Raw genomic sequence first — 18,167 nt, 5'->3', positions numbered from 1 at the left:
ATAGAATGTTTGAAAAAGTATTAATTGCTAATCGCGGTGAGATTGCGATTCGCGTAATCCGTGCCTTACGTGAGTTAGGAATTAAGTCGGTCGCGGTTTATTCAACTGCTGATAAAGACGCCCAGCATGTCAAAGAAGCTGACGAAGCAATTTGTATTGGCGGACCGCAGCCGGCTGATTCGTATCTTAATATGGAAAATATTGTTAGTGCTGCCTTATTAACTGGGGCACAAGCAATTCATCCTGGTTACGGCTTTTTGTCTGAAAGTGCTGAATTTGCACAGCTGTGTACAGATTGTCAACTTAAGTTTATTGGTCCATCAGCTAAAACTATTACGCTGATGGGCAACAAGGCTAATGCTCGAGAGACTATGCGGCAAAATCATGTACCAGTGATACCTGGAAGTAAGGGTTTTGTTAAAGATGCAGAAACAGCATTAGTTATCGCCAATCAAGTTGGCTTTCCAGTAATGCTTAAGGCTGTTTCTGGCGGCGGTGGAAAAGGAATTAGGCAAGTTGATCAGGCTGAGGACTTAACCGCAGCTTTTTTGGCAGCGCAAAAAGAAGCCAAGTTATCATTTGGTGATGATCGAATGTATCTGGAAAAAATTATTTCTCCAGCAAAACACATTGAAGTGCAGATTCTAGCAGATCAGTCTGGACACGTCGTGGCATTGCCTGAACGTGATTGTTCAATGCAACGTAATCATCAAAAGGTAATCGAAGAAACCCCGTGTAGTCAAATTACTGCTGAAGAAAGAACATATTTACAAACAATTGCGGTAAAAGCAATTAAGGCAATTAAATACGAAAATGTTGGCACAATTGAATTTTTAATGGATCCTGAGCATCACTTCTATTTCATGGAAATGAATACTAGAATTCAAGTTGAGCATTCAATTACCGAGGAAGTTGCAGAGTTTGACTTAGTTAAGGCCCAACTAGAAATTGCTGCTGGTCAAGACTTAAAGATTACTCAAGACCAAGTCAAAGTTCATGGTGCAGCAATTGAAGCTAGAATTAATGCTGAAGATCCGGTTAAAAACTTTAGGCCGCAAGCTGGTGTGATTAAGCAAATGGCGTTACCCGGTGGCTTAGGAATCAGGATTGAAAGCGGCGTTAACAGCGGTGATACAGTTTCACCATTTTATGATTCGATGATTATTAAGATAATTGCCCATGCTGATAATCGCAATGTTGCTATTAATCGCTTGTTAGATGCTTTAACTGAGTTTAACCTGCAAGGCCTGACTACTAATCGCAATTTTTTGCTTAAGTTGCTTCAGGATAGTACCTTTAATCGTGGTGACTATCTGATTACTTATTTGGATGAAGAATTTTTACCTCAATATATCAAAGATAATCAATCTAAAGAGGAGGTAAAATATGATTAACAAATTTACTTCACATCCTACAAAAGCACTTAAAGCATACCAAGATCAAGTTCCCGAGGGGATTTATCGGTCTTGTAAGCAATGCGGAAGTGAATTTTATGCGCCTCAGGCTGGCAAATATCAAACTTGTCCCAATTGTGGTTACGGCTTTCGCGTATCGGCTAAAGAGCGGTTAAAAATGTTAACGGATAATTTTACTGAATGGGATGCTGAAGTAGTCAGTAGTGATCCGCTTGATTTTCCTAATTATCAGACAAAGTTAGCGCAAGCACAAAAAAAGAGTCAATTGCAAGAGGCAGTTCTAACTGGTCAAGCCCAATTTGGTGATTATCAAGCTGGACTTGGCATTATGGATCCAACCTTTATTATGGGGAGTTTAGGAACTGCGACGGGTGAAAAAATTACCCGCTTATTTGAAAAAGCAACGGCTAAAGCATTACCGGTGATTATGTTTACTGCTTCTGGTGGAGCTCGCATGCAAGAAGGAATTCATTCCTTAATGCAGATGGCCAAAGTTTCTCAAGCGGTTAATGGACATCGCGATGCTGGGCTAGCCTATATTGTTGTTATTATGGATCCGACTACTGGCGGGGTAACGGCTAGCTTTGCTTCGCAAGCCGATATTATTTTGGCTGAGCCTAAAGCAATGATTGCGTTTGCTGGTCGTAGGGTAATTGAACAGACAATTCATAAAGAATTACCAAAAGACTTTCAAAGTGCCGAAAATGCTTATCAAAATGGTTTTGTTGATGCAATAGTTCCACGCAATGAGCAAGTAGCGACGTTAACGCAATTGTTAGCGATTTTTGCTAGTCAAAAGTGGGGTAGCAAAGATGTCAAAAAATAAAAAAATTGCAGAAATTATGGCAGGAGCACGTAGTACTGACAAAACGGATATGATGGCTTTGGTTAAGCAATTGTGTCCTGATTTTTTTGAGATGCATGGTGATCGTGTGGCGGCAGACGATCCTGCAATTATTGCCGGACTCGCTACCATTAATGGGCGTGCTGTGGCAGTAATTGCTACTAATAAAGGCCGGGATTTAGATACCAGAATGGCGACCAATTTTGGCAGTCCTACTCCGCAAGGCTATCGTAAGGCACTGCGAGTAATGAAAACAGCGCAAGCATTGAAGCTGCCAATTATCACTTTAATTAATACCCCTGGTGCTTATCCTGGAGCTACTGCTGAAGCTAGTGGTCAGGGTCAGATTTTAGCTAAAAATATTAGTGAGATGCTGCAATTAACAGTGCCACTATTGACAATAATTATTGGTGAAGCTGGATCTGGGGGCGCCTTGGCACTGGCTTGTAGCGATCGGGTGTGGATGCTTGAACATAGTATGTATACTGCCGTATCTCCTGAAGGCTTTGCGTCGATTATGTATAAAGATGGTCAGCAGGCGCAAAAGGCAGCTGATGTAATGCATATTGAACCAGCATGGCTTAAAGAACACGAAATTGTGGAACAAGTTTTGCCTGAACGGGTCTTGGCTAATGCTGCTGCAGAATTAAAACAATTGATTGCTAAGCAACTAGAAGATTTTGATCAGTTGTCATTAGTTGAATTATTGGAGCAGCGGCAAGCACGTTATCGTAAATTTTAAATTAAAAAAGAGAACCTGTTCGAATAGGTTCTCTTTTTTTGCTTTATTTAGCTAATGACTTGTTTAGTTCTTGTTTGAGCTGGTCTTTTAGACTAGCTAGTTCAATTTGATTGGGGCGAGTGCTATCTGCATACATTATCTCTTTATCTAACCACCAAACTGGTCCGGCAATAGGAGTATCATGTTGTTTACGCGGGAAAAGATGCCAGTGCAAGTGTGATTCACCGTTACCTAATAGTTCACAGTTCATTTTGTCAGCTTGAAAAGCCTCAGCTACAGCCTCATTAACAAGACTCATTTCATGTAAAAATAAGTCTTGCTTTTCACTAGGTAAATAGTATAGCTCTGTAACATGTTGCTTACTTAAAAATAAAGTATAACCCTTGAAATATTGGTTATCGCCTAAAACAACATAACCAGTTGCTAGTTCTTAGACAAAGTAGGGGTTTTGTTGTTTTTAATTAACGCAATTCGCTGACAAATTTCACAATTTGGATTACTATCTGTCATAATTAGGTGCCTTTTTGGTAATTTGCACATCGTGAGGATGGGATTCCCGTAAACCAGCGTTAGTGATTTGGACGAACTGTGCTTTCTCGATTAACTCTGCAATGGTTGCAGCACCAACATAGCCCATGCCTGAGCGCAGACCACCATTAATTTGGGTAATAATATCGGCAACATCACCTTTATATTCAACTCTTGCTTCGACACCTTCAGGGACTAGTTTATTAGCTTCGTTGACACCGCCTTGAAAATAACGATCAGATGACCCATGGGCTTGTGCCATCGCGCCAACAGACCCCATGCCACGATAAGTCTTATATTTGATCCCGTTGTCTTCAAAGATTTCACCAGGAGCTTCAGTCGTACCAGAAAGCATACTTCCCAGCATAACGGCGTTGCCACCAGCCGCGATAGCTTTAACAATGTCTCCAGAATATTTAATGCCGCCATCAGCAATAATTGGCTTATGGTATTCGCGTGCAACAGTAGCCGCGTCATAGATAGCAGTAATTTGCGGTACACCGACGCCTGCAACGACCCGAGTTGTACAAATGGAGCCTGGACCAATGCCAACCTTGACTACATCGACGCCAGCATCAAATAGACTGCGAGTTGCTTCGCCGGTAGCAACGTTACCAGCAATTAACGTAATCTTAGGGAAATGGCTGCGGATTTCCTTGATTTTTCTTAGAACACCAGCTGAATGACCATGTGCCGTATCAATTACAATGGCATCAGTACCGCTTTTAAGGAGTGCTTGTGCTCGTTCCAACGTATCGCTGGTGACGCCGATTGCGCCAGCAACTAATAGGTGGTGGTGGACGTCAACTGCGGCTTTAGTAATGCTTTTGGGAACAACTACGCTTTTAACATTGGCAATTTCACTGGCTTGGGCAGTAATTGACATATTTTTGTGGATGACACCTAATCCACCTTGTAGTGCCATGGCAATGGCCATAGCGCCTTCAGTGACAGTATCCATTCCCGCGCTGATCAAGGGAATATTCAGTTTTAAATTTGGTGCCAATTCAGTCTTCAAGTCAACTTCATTAGGTAAGACATGACTCTGCGCTGGGATTAACAAGACGTCATCAAAAGTTAGCCCTTTTTTAGCAAATTTAGTTGTCCAATTTGACATTAATTCTACACTCCTTGCTTATAAAAATAGAAAATAATTTTATTACACTTTACTAGTGATTTAAGGTGGGGTCAAGCAAAAATTGAGCTACAAAGAAGTAGCTTTTTAAAAAAGGCATTGTTAATAATACTGGCTGGCATAATAGTTATTTTTTTAAACGCTATGTCCCAATTTTTTCAGATATGCGGCAAACCCTTCTTGTTCACCTGCAAGACCTGCCTGTTTTTCTTCGTACCAATTAATCTTATCGTTTAGGATTTGTAAGTGATGTTGGACTTGCTCGAATTGCTTAAGGAAGCCTTGCTTGGTCTTTTTTAATAATGCTAATCGAGCTGGGATGGTCTCATCCCCTTGGCTGCGTAAATTAACGTAGGTTTTTAAGTCGGCAATTGCCATACCAGTACCCTTTAAATGAAGCAAAAACTTCATCCAGTCAACATCGTCTTCAGTATAGAAGCGGCGACCAGAACTATTTCGGTGCGGTTTAATTAAGCCTTGTGTTTCATAGAAACGCATGGTTGAGGAATTAAGCTTGAACAACTTGCTAAACTCTCCGATGCTATATTGTTTTTTATTTGTTACCACGGTTATTCTCTCATTCTGTAATTAATGGATTGACTTAAAGTGGGCTTTAAGTAATATACTAACAATAATTGATTAAGGAGGATTTGTAAATGGTTAAAAAACAAACAGCTGGTCGCAAAAATTTGGGTAATTTTGCCCCGCAATTTGCTGCCTTAAACGATGATGTTTTATTTGGTGAAGTCTGGGACAAAGAGTCTGAGTTATCAGCCCATGATCGGTCATTAATTACTATTGCAGCGTTAATGGCAATGGGCAATACTGAACAAATTGGTGATCATTTAAAAGTTGGATTGCAAAATGGCATTACCAAAGAAGAGATTGTTGCTGAAATTACACACTTGGCGTTTTATGTTGGTTGGCCTAAGGCTTGGTCAACCTTTAAGCGGGCAAAAGAAATTTGGTCAGAGACTGATCAGCCTAAGCAGCCAGGGGTGTTTGCGACGGGTCCAAGTAATGATGACTATGCGCAGTATTTTACTGGTAAAAGCTATAATGAAACCTTGGTTTTACCCAATGGCGAAGATGTCAAGGTGCCGGTTAATAATGTGACCTTTCAACCTGGTTGTCACAATAATTGGCATATTCATCATGATGGTAGCCAGATTTTATTGGCAACTGGTGGTCGTGGTTGGTATCAAGAATGGGGTAAGCAGCCTCAAGAATTAAAGCCAGGCGACGTGGTGGTTGTTCATGATGGCACCAAGCATTGGCATGGTGCTGCTAAAGATTCTTGGTTCAGTCACTTAGCGATCACAACTGGCTCAACTGAGTGGCTTGAAGCAGTAGCTGAAGCTGACTATAATAAGTTAAACTAGAAAATATAAATTAATAATTTTTATAGGAGCATTATTATGAGAGCAGCTGTTTTTGTTGAACCTGGCAAGATTGGGCTTGAAGAAGTACCTAAACCAACTATTAAAAAGCCAACTGATGCAATTATTAAAATTGTTCAGACTTGTGTTTGTGGTTCAGATTTGTGGTGGTACCGCGGCCTTTCTAGTCGTAAAAAGAAATCCTTGATTGGACATGAGGCAATTGGAGTTGTCACTGAGCTTGGAAACGAGGTTAAGCAAGTTAAGGTGGGAGATTTTGTAATTGTGCCCTTTACTCATGGTTGCGGATATTGTGCTAATTGCTTGGCCGGGTTTGATGGTAATTGTTTAAATCAGGAAGCTGGGCCAAATGGTGGCTACCAAGGTGAGTATTTGCGTTATTACAATGCTAATTGGGGCCTAGTAAAAATCCCAGGAAAGCCTAAGGATTATTCACAAGAGCAATTGAATTCTTTACTAACTTTAGCCGATGTGATGGCTACGGGTTATCATGCTGCTTATAGCGCGCAAGTGCAGCCTGGTGATACAGTGGCTGTGGTTGGTGATGGCGCTGTAGGATTATGTGGTGTAATTTCAGCAAAATTGCGCGGTGCTAAACGAATTATTGCAATGAGCAGACATGAAGATCGTCAGCGATTAGCTAAAGAGTTTGGTGCAACCGACATCGTTTGTGAAAGAGGAGAAGCAGGAGTTGCTAAGGTCATGACTCTGACTAATGGCACAGGAGTTGATGCTGCGCTAGAATGTGTTGGAACTGACTTGGCAATTGAAACTGCCAGCCAAGTTTGTCGTGCTGGAGCAATTGTAGGGCGAGTTGGTTTGCCACAGGTTACGAACCTTGATACAGCTAAACTTTTTAATAATAATGTCGGGTTGCGTGGTGGAATTGCAGCGGTAACTACACATGACCGTAAGATTTTACTTGATGCTGTATTAACGGGGAAAATAAATCCTGGTAAGGTCTTTACTAAAGTATTTACTCTTGATCAAATTCAAGCAGCATATGAAGCGATGGACAAGCGCTTGGCAATCAAGTCATTGGTAAAGGTTGCAGATTGTTAAATATCATAAAAAAGGTTCCTGAAGATATTTCAGGAGCCTTTTTGCTAGCTGTGTGAGCTTATTAATAATGGTGACTACGAGTTTGCAAGACAAACTTGATTTGGCTGGTATAAGCAATAATTCCGATTATTAACCAAATTAAAGTAACAAATATGCTGGTGGTCAAATTGGCGTGGCCAAATTTGATAAAATTAATTGGTTCATAGAAAGGAAAAAGCAGCGCGATTTTATTTAGCCATGTGGGATAAGCTGAAATAATTACCAGTACCCCTGCTACTAATTGCATGATTGAGCTAAAAATATTTATTAAAAAGTAGGGGTCATTCATTCGCCATGATCCTGCCCAGGCAACGAAGCCCAGAATTGCTCCGTAAAGACAAAGCAGCGGCAATAAAATTATTGCTCGTTTGATTAGTACAATTGGCGCACCAAAGCAAAAGAGCAAACCAAGGTTAATTAATGCAAGACTTATCCCAATAACTAGAGCAACTAGCGTCTTGATAGTCCAATAGCGCCAACTAAAAGGTCGTTTAGCGATTAATTCGTAATCGATTTGTAAATCGGCATCTTTAATTAATAGTTGCCCCATTGTTTGCATTGCTAGACTAGCAGCGTCAATTGCGATCGAAGCAACTGCCACACTCCAGTCGAGTTTATCAGTATACTGGGCATTAATTAAGACTAGTAAGAATAAATCAATTATTGGTGTAATAAAGAAATAAACTAATTTAGTACGCCAATTATGTAAAAATGATAGTGAAGAAAATTGCGTAGTCAGCATTAGATTATCTTCAGAGCTCCTTTCTTACGAGCTAAAAAGTTAATCTTTTTAACTACTAAATTAATCAGAATCATCCAAAGACACAGACTGCATAAGTAGGCAGGCCAGTCAAGGCTTTGCTGCCTGGTAATATTGGCAACGGGTGTAGTTAATGGAATCAACCACTTAGAAATGTTAGTTAATGGTGTTAGAATTGCGCTGTTACCGAATAACCCAGCTAACAATAAAATTGGTGTACCAATTAGCGTTTCGTAAACCATCGCATCGCTAGTTAGGGTTAAGCAAGAGGCAATTAAGATTCCCATCAAGCTTGCTGCCAGCCATAATAGTAAGCAGCTTAAGACAAACTGTCCGGTAACTTGTCCAGTTGCCACGCCAAAAATTTTGGCTAAAATAAAGGCAATCGGAAAACTACACAGTCCATAACTAGAAGCAGGTAGCAATAACGTAATTAGTGACAGACGTTCATCGTATTGATTGTTCAATAGGTAGGGCAATGTGCCTTTTGCCTGTTCAAAATTAATGCAGCCAGCAACAGTGGTACACGAAGTCCATAGTCCGAAAATCCCGCTTTGTCGCCAAAGCATAGGATTAGTAAGAGTATGACTGGCATAAGCGACAGTGTATTGGACTAAGAAGATCGATACTGTACTGGTAATTGTTAACCAGACGAAGTACTGATCTGACAAGTAATCTTTGACATGGAAATAAAACAAACGGATAAATCTCATTGTTATTTCCTCCGCAGTTTTGGTGCCAATGCTAAGTAAGATTCTTCCAAGGTATTGGGATGGTCAGAACTTTGGCTATTTGCTTGCTTAACAATTTCAGTGACGCTGCCACTGGCAAATACTTTGCCAGCCCCCAATAAAATAATATTATTGGCTAATTGCTCAACTTCAGTCATTGTATGACTGGTAAGCAAGATACTGATGCCGCTATCGGCTAGCTGCTTTACCGTGTTGCGAATGCTACTAGCAATTTCAACATCCAAACCGCTAGTTGGTTCGTCAAGGAGCAGCAAACTAGGATTGCCAAGCAGAGCACGAGCAATATGTAGCCTTTGAATCATGCCTTTAGAAAAGGCACTTATTTTTTTATTGGCAACGCCTGCTAAGTCAACTATTGATAGTACCCGAGTAATTTCTGCTGTTTGTTTTCTATATGGGACTTTAGCTAAATCAGCAAAAAAAGATAGGTTTTGTTTAGCAGTTGCACTACGGTAAAATCCTAATTCCCCGCCAAAAGAAACGCCCATTCTGGGTCTTTTTCTGGTGGTGGTAATGTCATGACCATTCATGATGACTTTACCAGCAGTTGGCAGCAAGTAGCCGCCAATAATTGAGACAATAGTAGTTTTACCTGCACCATTTGGCCCTAATAAAGATACTATTTCTCCTTGACCGATTGTAAACGAAACATCGACTAACGCAGTGAAATTTTGTCCGCGTTTTTCGTAGGTCTTTTTTAAGTGTTCAATTGATAAAATGTTTTTCAAAAATATGCTCCATAAATTAAGTTAAAATTGGCTATCACTAAAAAGGAAGGATGTGATAATCATTTTTACTGTTTAATTTTGAAGACCTATTTGATAGTTTAACATTAAGGCTATGTGAGGTAGTATAGCATAAAAATCATTTTAGTCCCATTCTTATTTCAGAAATTTTGCTATAATAACATTTAAGATTGTCGAAGTAGGGGGGACTGTTAAATGACATCACTTGAGCATTTACAAAGGGTAACTATTGGCAAGGTAGCCAAAAATAAGCCTATTAAATTAGTCGATTATGATCCAAATTGGGCAACGTTTTTTGAAGCTCAAAAAACTAAAATTAAGCGGGCCTTAGGTAAAACAGCCCTAAAAATCGAACATGTTGGTTCGACGGCAATTCCGGGATTATGTGCTAAGCCAATTGTTGATATTTTACTGCTAGTTCCTGATTCAGCTAAGGAGCAAAGTTACTTGCCACAGCTGGAAGAAGCAGGCTTTAGCTTGCGGATACGCGAGCCAGACTTTGAAGAACATCGGATGCTGATTGATGTTGGCGAACGTCTACATTTGCATGTTTATAGTCCCAACAGTAAAGAAGCAAAAGACTTAGTTAACTTCCGAGATTGGCTCAGAATTAATGAGGTTGATCGCTTAAAATATCAGCAAACAAAAGCCGACCTGGCTAAGCAAAATTGGTCAACAGTTCAAGATTATGCTGATGCTAAGGGGCCAGTGATTGACGAAATTAAGCAACATGCTAATGCTTATTTTGCACAAAAAAGGTAGCACTTCAAATTGAAATGCTACCTTTTTAGTTTTAATCGACGGATTTTAAAGCTTCAAGCATGTCTAAATTACTTAATTTGCGATTAACAACATAGCCTAATACGATAGTCACAATCCCGATGACTCCTAGAGGCCAAAGAAAACTTGACGCGGTTAGTGCTGGGTTGAACATTACATTATCGGGTGGAACTACATACAAGATGTAGCGATAGAGTAAATCACCTGTCAGATAACCCACTAAAATTCCTATTCCAGTTAGTAAAATTGTTTCTCGGTAGATATATAGTGTAACTTCTTTTTCATAAAAGCCTAATACTTTAATTGTTGACAACTCGCGAATGCGCTCGGCAATATTAATATTAGTTAGGTTGTATAAAATGACAACTGCTAGTAGGCCGGCCACAACGATTAAGACTATCATAATTAGGTTGAGTGATTGTACAACTACGTCGAGTTCCTGGCTGATAGCAGTATTTTGGACAACGCCGCTAATACCGCTTAATTTCATGAATTGCGCTGCTTCTTTGCGAGTATTTGCTTGGTCACTATTTTTTAAGATAACTAGATTGGCATTGGGGTGATATTTATGATTAAAGACTTGCTGATATTGCCGTTGATTCATAAAGACAAAGTGTCCGGTGTACATTTCGGTAATTCCAGCAACCGTCATTTTTTGTTGATGACCAGTGGCACTATTTAGGGTAATTTGACTACCTTTTTTAGCTCCCAATAAATCAGCTAGACGCTCTGAAATAATCACACCCCGATTAGAGAGTTTGATTTTCTGGTTGGTTGAGCGCTGATTAAGGGTAACGTATTTAGAAAAGCTCTGCTGCTTTTGCGGAACAATTAAAGTAATGCTTTGATTATCACCATTTTTACCAGTAGTTTTATTCATTGACTCATAGTAAACTGGAGTTTCCGATTTAATCGCTTTTTGCTGCAACTTAGCTTTAATTGCCTTAGTATTGCTGGAACTGTGAGCGACAATCAAATCATAATGAAGCAACTGTGAAAATTGCCGTTCATTCATGTTACTAATCGAATTTTTGACTGCAAAACCAGCAAAAAGTAGCGTAGCAGCACCACAAACGCCAAAGATGGTCATTAGCATCCGTTTTTTATAGCGAAAAATATTCCGAGCAGTGACTTTATGCGTAAAGTTAAGTCGATGCCAAATAAAGGGAATTTTTTCTAACAAGATTTTAGAGCCAGCTGCTGGTGGCTTTGGTAATAGTAATGCTGCTGGTTGTTCTCGAAATTCATTTTTTGCGGTTAAATATGCTGGTAGAACAGAACTTATCCAAGCTAAAATGAGGGCAATCAAGCTGATTGGCCAATAAAAGTGGGTTTCAATCGGCGGCAGAGTAATCGATTGGTAATAAGCATGATAAACAATTTGAGGCATTAATGTATGTCCTAAGAAAATGCCAACCAAAGTACCCAGAGTCCCAGCTGAAAAGCCGTAGAAAACGAACTTACTAATAATGGTATGATCATCATAACCTAGAGCCTTTAAAGTACCAGAATTGATTCTTTCCTCATCAATGAAGCGGTTCATCGTAGTAAACGTAACTAACGCAGCTACAAAGTAAAGGAAAATGGGGAAGACTTTGGCTAGATCATCCACCACCTGTGCGACTGTGGTATGAACCAAGTTACCATCACCACCAGGAATTTCTCGACGATTATTGACGCTATAACTGGGCTTTTTCAGTTGTTTAAGCTGCTTTTTGGCTTTAGCAATTTTAGTTTGTCCTGCAGTAATTTTTTGAACTGCGGTTTTACTTTTGGCAGTGAATTCTGCTTGCTTAGCTTGCAATTGTTTTTCAGCCACAGTTATTTTGGCTTGAGCTTGTTTGGCAGATAATTGCTCTTCTGGAGATGGATTTGGATTCTGCCGAGCTTGCGCGGTTAATTGCTCCTTTTGAGTTGTTAATTCATTCTGATTATCGATCAATTGTTTTTTGGCTGAATTTAACTTTTGCTTTGTCTGAGACAGTTTTTGTTCACTCGGTTGTAGCTGTTTTTTCGCAGTCGCAATAATCCGCTGTTTGCGAGCTCCAGCATTGGACTTGAGTGTTTTAGTCAATGCTTTTTTATGACGACGGAGTTTTTCAGAATAATTTTTGCTATAAGAATCAAGGCCATGCAGATTTTTGTAAGTTAGATTAGCTACTGTGTAAACCGTATGGTCGAAGTTTTGGGGATTGACGATCCCATAACCGTTGAGTTCGCCAGTACCGTTAGTACTTTGACCCAGATTAACATTTGATAGGATTTGCCCAGAATAGATAAAACCAACTATTTTGAATTGATGCCGTTTTAACAGTGTGGTTCCTAAAGCACTCTTTTTTTCAGTAAAAACAATTGTTTGCCCAAGATGATATTTTTTGGAAAACTGAGCAGCTAGGGCAATTTCATTATTATGTTTTGGTAAACGACCTTTGCGTAATTCGTATTTGCCAATTTTTTTAGGCTTAGAAAAAATTCGGAAACTTTTAGTACTATTTTTGACCACGGTATCGGTCATATAACCGAACTCAACATCTTTAAGACCTTTAGTTTGGCGGATTTTTTTAGCATCTTGTTTATCAAGTCCATAATTACTCATGACGGATAAATCAGGTGTATTGAGTTTTTGTGCATAGTGATTACCGGTATCACGCATATCTGGCCCAGTAACCATCAGGCCGACTAGGGCAAAAGCACCAATCAGCATTAAGCCAAAAATTGATAAAAATTGTCCTTTAGTATGTTTAATTGATTGCCAGATATCTTGCCAAATTATCTTATTCATCAAAAAAGCCCTCTTTACCATCTAATGTTTGCAATATCTTCGGGATGTCTATTTTGAGTAATTTTGGTAACTTGTCCATCGTGAAAGTGAATTACCCGATCAGCAATTGGTGCAATGGTACTGTTATGTGTCACGATAACAACAGTCGCACCATCTTTACGGCTCATATTGGCAATGGTCTGTAATACACTCTTGCCAGTTTCGTAATCAAGAGCACCAGTTGGTTCATCACAGAGTAGAATTTTTGGATTTTTTGCAATCGCGCGGGCAATTGCCACCCGTTGCTGTTCACCACCGGATAATTCAGCTGGAAAATTATTAATTCTTTGCTTAAGTCCGACATCAATCAATGTTTGGACTGGATCTAAGGCGTCAGGGACAATTTCAGAGGCTAATTCAACATTTTCTTTGGCTGTTAAATTTTGGATTAAGTTATAAAATTGAAAAACAAAACCAATATCATTACGCCGATAAGTCGTAAGTTGACGTTTATTATAGTTGGCAATATTTTTGCCATCAATAATTACTTTGCCGTCACTGTTAGTATCCATTCCTCCTAAGATATTGAGAATTGTTGACTTACCAGCACCAGATGCTCCAAGAATGATTGCTAATTCACCTTTTTCGATCGTAAAATTAACGTCATTATTAGCTAAAACTTCGGTTTTTCCAGTTCGATAACGTTTATAATTGTGCTTTACTTCGATATAACTCATCTAAATATCCTCCTTATCTAAATGCTAAGTCACTATCAATTTAGGTAGCTCTCTAAAACCTGCAATACACCCATTTCGTTATTGCTAGGTGCTTCATATTTAGCGATTGTTTTTAACTTAGGATCACCATTTTTCATAGCATAGCTGAAACCTGCAAGTTCAATCATTTCTTGATCATTCATGCCGTCACCAAAAGCAATTAAGTCTGCTGGGGTGAGGTTAAAATAGCGTAAGAAATATTTAATTCCTTGCCCTTTGTTTACTCTGCTAGGCATGACGTCAATATTGTTAAAGCCGCTACTTGTACAGTGAATACGCTCAGGACTATTTTGATTGAATTTTTTCTCTAATTCGTTAGCTAACTCGGCAGAACAGTTAAGGGTTAATTTAGTCAAATTTTCCCAAGTAGGAATTTCCTCTAAACTGGCAATTTCACTGACATCAGGATAAAAGAAGCGCATTGAATTTTTAAATTGAGTGCGTGCCTTTTTGCTAATGTATGAACCATTAAGACCACTTGCGGCAATTTGGGTTTCGGGATAATTGGTTTGAACAAAATTAATTAATTTGATACCAGTTTGGTAGGTGAAAACATGACGCGCAATAATTTTATTATCTTGAGTCAAAATTGCTCCGTTATCTGCTACGATATCAATTCGGTCTAAGAAACCATGAAAATCCTTGCGTAGTCGTGATAACGGGCGACCGCTAGCAGCGATGAAGTGAACATGGTGTTTACGTAAAGCAGTTAACACTTGATCAAAGCGGTTGCGGTCAAACTCTTTGTCGTCATTAACAAAAGTTCCGTCCATATCAACTGCTACTGCTTTAAAAGGGATAGATGTCATTTAATTCTCCTTAATTTTCTATTTGAGTATATTATATAATACTTGCAAGAATATTTTAATTCTAGTTATGTGTTGATTTTGCCATACAAAAAACAGGCACATCAAGTAGTGTACCTGCTTTTTAAAAAATAACAATTAATTTTTAACTTGGCTAGGTTTTCTTTTGCCAATTTGCCAGCAAATAAAGATAGCGATTATGACATCAGCAGTGTTTTTAAAAGCTGATTTAAAATGCTTGGATTTTATTAAGTGGCCAATATCTAACTGCTGCTTTGCCAATTATAGAGTCTCGTTTTACTGGACCAAAAAAGCGTGAATCCCTTGACACATCGCGGTGATCACCCATTACCCAATAAGCATCTTTAGGAACTTTATAGCTAAAATTTGTAGTGTAAGTATGCCCAGCATCATTATCAGCTTTTTTATAGTGATTTTCTAGATAAGGTTCCGATAGTAACTTACCATTAACGTACATTTTGTCATTTTTTGAAACGATTTTATCACCGGGTAATCCGATAATTCGCTTAATATAAAAATCTTTAGAATTGTCTTGAGCAGTTTTTGGAGGATGCAACACTACAATATCATTTCGCTTGGGTTTAAAGTTCCGAAATGAAATTAGACGTTCATTATTTTCAAATGTTGGTTGCATAGAGATCCCAGATACTCGATCGTTTGAAATTACAAAGGTAATTAACAAATAGAAAGTACCAAGAATAGCAGCTATCATGATGATGGTTTCTAAGAAAAATTTACTCCAACTTTCTTCTTCATTTTGTTGGCTTTTCATATAAGTTACGCTCCTTTTAGCTTAATTAACTTAATTATAGTCGATTTTAGATACATGTAAATAAAAATCATTAGATAAAAAGAGTTGACGTTCCTACTTGTATTTGGTTTACCAAGAAAATAAGAGCTATGCTAATGATTAATTTTTAACTTGATTAGGTTTTCTTTTGCCGATTTGCCAGCAAATAAAGATAGCAACTGCGACTTCAATAATGATTAAGATAATATTGAGTCCTAACTTCATCTGACCAAGATTAATAGCTGAGATGTCAAAGAGCTGCTTTTGAGCACCAAGATAAAGATCTAGAATTACAGAACCAATAATTAGTACAGACATACTTAGCCACTGGTCTCTGCTAAAGGCAATTCCATACTCTTCTTCACGGCGTCTGATTCCTGGTAAGATTGCTCCTAAACCGATTAAAACAACTACGGCAACAATATTAATGATTAATTCGTACCACCAATAACCACTGAATTGCTTAACATCTTGAGGGGCAATTCCTAAAACAGTGGCCACTGCAGTGACTATTAGTAAAAGTAAACCAACTAGATACGCTAACTTATCATTTTTAATGAATGTGTAATTAGATGGGAATTTTTCTGGATTTTTGCGAATCCGCATGAAAGAGTAGAAAATCCAACAAGTAACACCAGGTGAGATAATACCATTAAGGTTTAGTAACCAGTTAAAGATGTCATTCATATCTGGCAAAAAGATTCCCAACAGCATGATAAATGCAGAAAGTGAAACAGTTAGAATATAACCATTAACTGGTAAATCGTTCTTGTCCTTTTTACGTAAAAAGCGCGGCATATATTTATCACCAGTATCAGAAATTAACATTCTGGTCATGGCATCAAGTAAAACGGCTAATAACGCAGCGTTATAAAAAACAGAAGTCCAAGCCCAAAAGTAGAGCAAGCCTTTACCCAAGCCGTATTGGTGTCCGACCATGTCAAAGACGTAATAGGCACCATTCATTTTTAAATCGTTAGGAATATGGTAAGCATCAATATAGATTCCTAAGGCAAACGATCCAAAAACGGTTAAGAAAATGGTCATTGTAGCTAAAGCTATCATAGCTTTAGGGAAATCAGATTTTGGCTTTTTCATTTGGGTGACATAGGGGGCAACCAATTCACAACCGTTAAGGGCATAGATTAACATGGCGATGGTTGTCCAATAGTGCATATCAAATTTAGGAATCAGGGTTTTCCAAGTAAATGGATGAGTTGCCATATGACCACCTGATTTTGCTAGGCCTAAAAATGCTAAGAAAACAAACATTAAGGTCATAACGAGCATTAAGCCACCACCAATGGTAGATAGGAATTCCATTGAACGCGAAAAGTAATGTTCGACAATAATGAAGATAATGAATAAGGCAAAAGTCATTAAAGCAAACTTAGTGTTAGAAATTTGACTTTGAAATTTTTCCGAGCCAGTTAATGCCCAGCCAATATCGACGATTAATTCATTAGCAGAATCGACTGCATAAGGAATAGAAGCTGCCCAATAGGTCCAAGCAGTAAAGTAGCCTAGAAATTCGCCATCAGTACCACGCACCCATGAAGATAGGCCACCACCTTCTTTACTGAAGACAGAACCTAGTTGTCCAACCATTAATGAATATGGAATTACGTAAAAAATACACATAATAATCCATGAAGTAACAACAGGCATACCTTGGTTCTGAAAATTATACATAATATCGTCAAGACCAATAACTGTACAAAAGGCCATTAAGGTCAAGACTGGCCACGAAATATATTTCGGTTTTGCATTTATTTCATCCACTTATTTTCTCTCCTTTAAAAATAATCAACGTTTCTATTTTACTCATTAATTGATTGGCTGACTAGAGTAAATTGGAGTTATCTAGCTGAAAAACTTGTATACTAGTTCAAAATTAAGAAAAATTTGCTTAAAATGTTGCTAGTATTGAATTTTCTGTGGTCATGTTGTAAGATTATTATCGTTAATATTATAAAAAAGAAAGAAGGATTCTTATGTCAGGACATTCAAAATGGCACAATATTCAGGGCCGCAAGAATGCGCAAGACGCTAAGAGAGGTAAAATTTTCCAAAAACTATCTCGTGAAATATATATGGCTGCAAAGAATGGTGGTCCTGACCCCTCAGGGAATCCTAACTTGCGGATGGTAATTGATAAGGCTCGTTCTAATAATATGCCTAAGGCTAATATTGATCGTGCAATTAAAAAAGCTGATGGTAATTCAGATGAGCATTACGATGAAATTTCTTATGAAGGTTACGCACCGGGCGGCGTAGCAGTTTTTGTAGAAGCTTTAACTGATAACAAAAATCGGACTGCTTCGGCAGTGCGGGTGGCTTTTACACGTAATGGTGGCTCACTTGGTGCTACTGGTTCTGTTGCCTATATGTTTGATCGTAAAGGTTATTTAGTAATTGACCGTTCGACTACTGATGCTGATGAAGATCAGATGTTACTTGATGTAATGGATGCAGGTGGCGATGATTTGCAAACTAGTGACGATGCTTTTGAGATCTATACTGACCCTAAGCAATTTGCTCAGGTGCGTGATGCACTCGCTAAAGCAGGTTATCAGTTTGCTAACGCTGAGTTGACGATGATTCCAGAAAATACTACCCCAGTTCCAGCTGATAAGAAGGAACAGTTTGCTAATTTAGTTGATGCATTAGAAGACGATGATGATGTCCAAAATGTTTATACTGCGGCAGCTGACGAAGACTAATTAAATAAGTTAATTTAGAAATCACTCAAATTATTTTGGGTGATTTTTTGTTTTGCCAAAAAAATACTACTATTTTTGCGTATATAT

At 38.5% G+C, this 18,167-nt stretch carries 17 protein-coding genes and 1 pseudogene; 7 read left to right on the top strand and 11 right to left on the bottom strand.

The genetic code is table 11. From position 1 onward, the window contains the following. The first annotated feature begins 5 nt into the window (after positions 1-5). The 3 genes from OZX56_RS05730 to accA are packed head-to-tail and all read left to right on the top strand — an operon-like array spanning position 6 to position 3,001. The gene (locus OZX56_RS05730) at positions 6-1,394 is read left to right on the top strand and encodes an acetyl-CoA carboxylase biotin carboxylase subunit (RefSeq protein WP_277139227.1); all 1,389 of its coding nucleotides are present in this window, start codon (positions 6-8) and stop codon (positions 1,392-1,394) included. Further along, positions 1,387-2,241, top strand: a complete 855-nt coding sequence (locus OZX56_RS05725; RefSeq protein ID WP_277139226.1) for an acetyl-CoA carboxylase carboxyltransferase subunit beta — start codon at positions 1,387-1,389, stop codon at positions 2,239-2,241. Before OZX56_RS05730 ends, OZX56_RS05725 begins: the two co-directional genes overlap by 8 nt. Continuing rightward, a complete protein-coding gene (accA, locus tag OZX56_RS05720) occupies positions 2,228-3,001 on the top strand; it encodes a carboxyltransferase subunit alpha (protein WP_277139225.1) in 774 nt (257 codons plus the stop codon). Before OZX56_RS05725 ends, accA begins: the two co-directional genes overlap by 14 nt. A 43-nt stretch (positions 3,002-3,044) precedes the next feature. Here the strand turns inward: accA and OZX56_RS05715 are convergent. The 3 genes and pseudogenes from OZX56_RS05715 to OZX56_RS05705 all read right to left on the bottom strand — a co-directional run bounded on the left by OZX56_RS05715 (position 3,045) and on the right by OZX56_RS05705 (position 5,162). Next, a pseudogene (locus OZX56_RS05715) lies at positions 3,045-3,511 on the bottom strand (HIT family protein). Further along, positions 3,501-4,646, bottom strand: a complete 1,146-nt coding sequence (locus tag OZX56_RS05710) for an IMP dehydrogenase (RefSeq protein ID WP_277139224.1) — start codon at positions 4,644-4,646, stop codon at positions 3,501-3,503. Before OZX56_RS05710 ends, OZX56_RS05715 begins: the two are co-directional and overlap by 11 nt. Before the next feature lie 153 nt (positions 4,647-4,799). Next, on the bottom strand, positions 4,800-5,162 hold the full coding sequence (locus OZX56_RS05705) for a MerR family transcriptional regulator (RefSeq protein WP_277139223.1): 363 nt from the start codon (positions 5,160-5,162) through the stop codon (positions 4,800-4,802). A 158-nt stretch (positions 5,163-5,320) separates the two neighbouring features. Here OZX56_RS05705 and OZX56_RS05700 point away from each other — a divergent pair, with 158 nt between their 5' ends. Together OZX56_RS05700 and OZX56_RS05695 are read left to right on the top strand one after the other, a co-directional pair. Beyond that, positions 5,321-6,046 (top strand): carboxymuconolactone decarboxylase family protein, encoded by a 726-nt coding sequence (locus tag OZX56_RS05700; protein WP_277139222.1) that lies wholly within the window; start codon positions 5,321-5,323, stop codon positions 6,044-6,046. 36 nt (positions 6,047-6,082) lie between these two features. Next, positions 6,083-7,126, top strand: a complete 1,044-nt coding sequence (locus OZX56_RS05695; RefSeq protein WP_277139221.1) for a zinc-dependent alcohol dehydrogenase family protein — start codon at positions 6,083-6,085, stop codon at positions 7,124-7,126. 61 nt (positions 7,127-7,187) lie between these two features. Here OZX56_RS05695 and OZX56_RS05690 read toward each other — a convergent pair whose 3' ends face one another. From OZX56_RS05690 to OZX56_RS05680, 3 genes are read right to left on the bottom strand one after another with little or no spacing between them, the layout of a single operon-like run. Continuing rightward, positions 7,188-7,907, bottom strand: coding sequence for an antibiotic transporter permease (locus OZX56_RS05690; protein WP_277139220.1), 720 nt, complete (start codon positions 7,905-7,907; stop codon positions 7,188-7,190). Continuing rightward, positions 7,907-8,638 (bottom strand): multidrug ABC transporter permease, encoded by a 732-nt coding sequence (locus tag OZX56_RS05685; RefSeq protein WP_277126274.1) that lies wholly within the window; start codon positions 8,636-8,638, stop codon positions 7,907-7,909. Before OZX56_RS05685 ends, OZX56_RS05690 begins: the two co-directional genes overlap by 1 nt. A 2-nt stretch (positions 8,639-8,640) precedes the next feature. Then, positions 8,641-9,405 (bottom strand): ABC transporter ATP-binding protein, encoded by a 765-nt coding sequence (locus OZX56_RS05680; protein WP_277139219.1) that lies wholly within the window; start codon positions 9,403-9,405, stop codon positions 8,641-8,643. Between the two features lie 213 nt (positions 9,406-9,618). Between OZX56_RS05680 and OZX56_RS05675 the strand changes: the two genes are divergently transcribed. Further along, the gene (locus tag OZX56_RS05675; RefSeq protein ID WP_277139218.1) at positions 9,619-10,185 is read left to right on the top strand and encodes a GrpB family protein; all 567 of its coding nucleotides are present in this window, start codon (positions 9,619-9,621) and stop codon (positions 10,183-10,185) included. A 31-nt stretch (positions 10,186-10,216) separates the two neighbouring features. Here OZX56_RS05675 and OZX56_RS05670 read toward each other — a convergent pair whose 3' ends face one another. The 5 genes from OZX56_RS05670 to OZX56_RS05650 all read right to left on the bottom strand — a co-directional run bounded on the left by OZX56_RS05670 (position 10,217) and on the right by OZX56_RS05650 (position 17,139). After that, positions 10,217-12,985, bottom strand: a complete 2,769-nt coding sequence (locus OZX56_RS05670; RefSeq protein ID WP_277139217.1) for an FtsX-like permease family protein — start codon at positions 12,983-12,985, stop codon at positions 10,217-10,219. 14 nt (positions 12,986-12,999) lie between these two features. Then, a complete protein-coding gene (locus OZX56_RS05665) occupies positions 13,000-13,701 on the bottom strand; it encodes an ABC transporter ATP-binding protein (RefSeq protein WP_277139216.1) in 702 nt (233 codons plus the stop codon). Positions 13,702-13,736: 35 nt separating this feature from the next. Continuing rightward, the gene (locus tag OZX56_RS05660) at positions 13,737-14,549 is read right to left on the bottom strand and encodes a Cof-type HAD-IIB family hydrolase (protein ID WP_277139215.1); all 813 of its coding nucleotides are present in this window, start codon (positions 14,547-14,549) and stop codon (positions 13,737-13,739) included. A gap of 226 nt (positions 14,550-14,775) precedes the next feature. After that, a complete protein-coding gene (lepB, locus tag OZX56_RS05655; RefSeq protein WP_277139214.1) occupies positions 14,776-15,339 on the bottom strand; it encodes a signal peptidase I in 564 nt (187 codons plus the stop codon). Positions 15,340-15,477: 138 nt separating this feature from the next. Continuing rightward, complete coding sequence (locus OZX56_RS05650) at positions 15,478-17,139, bottom strand: amino acid permease (RefSeq protein ID WP_277139213.1); 1,662 nt, start codon at positions 17,137-17,139, stop codon at positions 15,478-15,480. 212 nt (positions 17,140-17,351) lie between these two features. Between OZX56_RS05650 and OZX56_RS05645 the strand changes: the two genes are divergently transcribed. Beyond that, positions 17,352-18,080, top strand: coding sequence for a YebC/PmpR family DNA-binding transcriptional regulator (locus OZX56_RS05645; protein WP_277126282.1), 729 nt, complete (start codon positions 17,352-17,354; stop codon positions 18,078-18,080). Positions 18,081-18,167 lie beyond the last annotated feature (87 nt).

This window comes from Lactobacillus sp. ESL0684, assembly GCF_029392675.1.
Lineage (GTDB): Bacteria > Bacillota > Bacilli > Lactobacillales > Lactobacillaceae > Lactobacillus.
The sequence above is the reverse complement of the archived record's forward strand: the minus strand, read 5'-3'. Positions and strand labels throughout refer to the sequence as shown.

Excerpts from the sequence above, each read along its gene's own strand:
- OZX56_RS05730 (WP_277139227.1), top strand. The coding sequence starts at position 6 with ATGTTTGAAAAAGTATTAATTGCTAATCGCGGTGAGATTGCGATTCGC.
- OZX56_RS05725 (WP_277139226.1), top strand. The coding sequence starts at position 1,387 with ATGATTAACAAATTTACTTCACATCCTACAAAAGCACTTAAAGCATAC.
- accA (WP_277139225.1), top strand. The coding sequence starts at position 2,228 with ATGTCAAAAAATAAAAAAATTGCAGAAATTATGGCAGGAGCACGTAGT.
- OZX56_RS05710 (WP_277139224.1), bottom strand. The coding sequence starts at position 4,646 with ATGTCAAATTGGACAACTAAATTTGCTAAAAAAGGGCTAACTTTTGAT.
- OZX56_RS05705 (WP_277139223.1), bottom strand. The coding sequence starts at position 5,162 with ATGCGTTTCTATGAAACACAAGGCTTAATTAAACCGCACCGAAATAGT.
- OZX56_RS05700 (WP_277139222.1), top strand. The coding sequence starts at position 5,321 with ATGGTTAAAAAACAAACAGCTGGTCGCAAAAATTTGGGTAATTTTGCC.
- OZX56_RS05695 (WP_277139221.1), top strand. The coding sequence starts at position 6,083 with ATGAGAGCAGCTGTTTTTGTTGAACCTGGCAAGATTGGGCTTGAAGAA.
- OZX56_RS05690 (WP_277139220.1), bottom strand. The coding sequence starts at position 7,907 with ATGCTGACTACGCAATTTTCTTCACTATCATTTTTACATAATTGGCGT.
- OZX56_RS05685 (WP_277126274.1), bottom strand. The coding sequence starts at position 8,638 with ATGAGATTTATCCGTTTGTTTTATTTCCATGTCAAAGATTACTTGTCA.
- OZX56_RS05675 (WP_277139218.1), top strand. The coding sequence starts at position 9,619 with ATGACATCACTTGAGCATTTACAAAGGGTAACTATTGGCAAGGTAGCC.
- OZX56_RS05670 (WP_277139217.1), bottom strand. The coding sequence starts at position 12,985 with ATGAATAAGATAATTTGGCAAGATATCTGGCAATCAATTAAACATACT.
- OZX56_RS05665 (WP_277139216.1), bottom strand. The coding sequence starts at position 13,701 with ATGAGTTATATCGAAGTAAAGCACAATTATAAACGTTATCGAACTGGA.
- OZX56_RS05660 (WP_277139215.1), bottom strand. The coding sequence starts at position 14,549 with ATGACATCTATCCCTTTTAAAGCAGTAGCAGTTGATATGGACGGAACT.
- lepB (WP_277139214.1), bottom strand. The coding sequence starts at position 15,339 with ATGAAAAGCCAACAAAATGAAGAAGAAAGTTGGAGTAAATTTTTCTTA.
- OZX56_RS05645 (WP_277126282.1), top strand. The coding sequence starts at position 17,352 with ATGTCAGGACATTCAAAATGGCACAATATTCAGGGCCGCAAGAATGCG.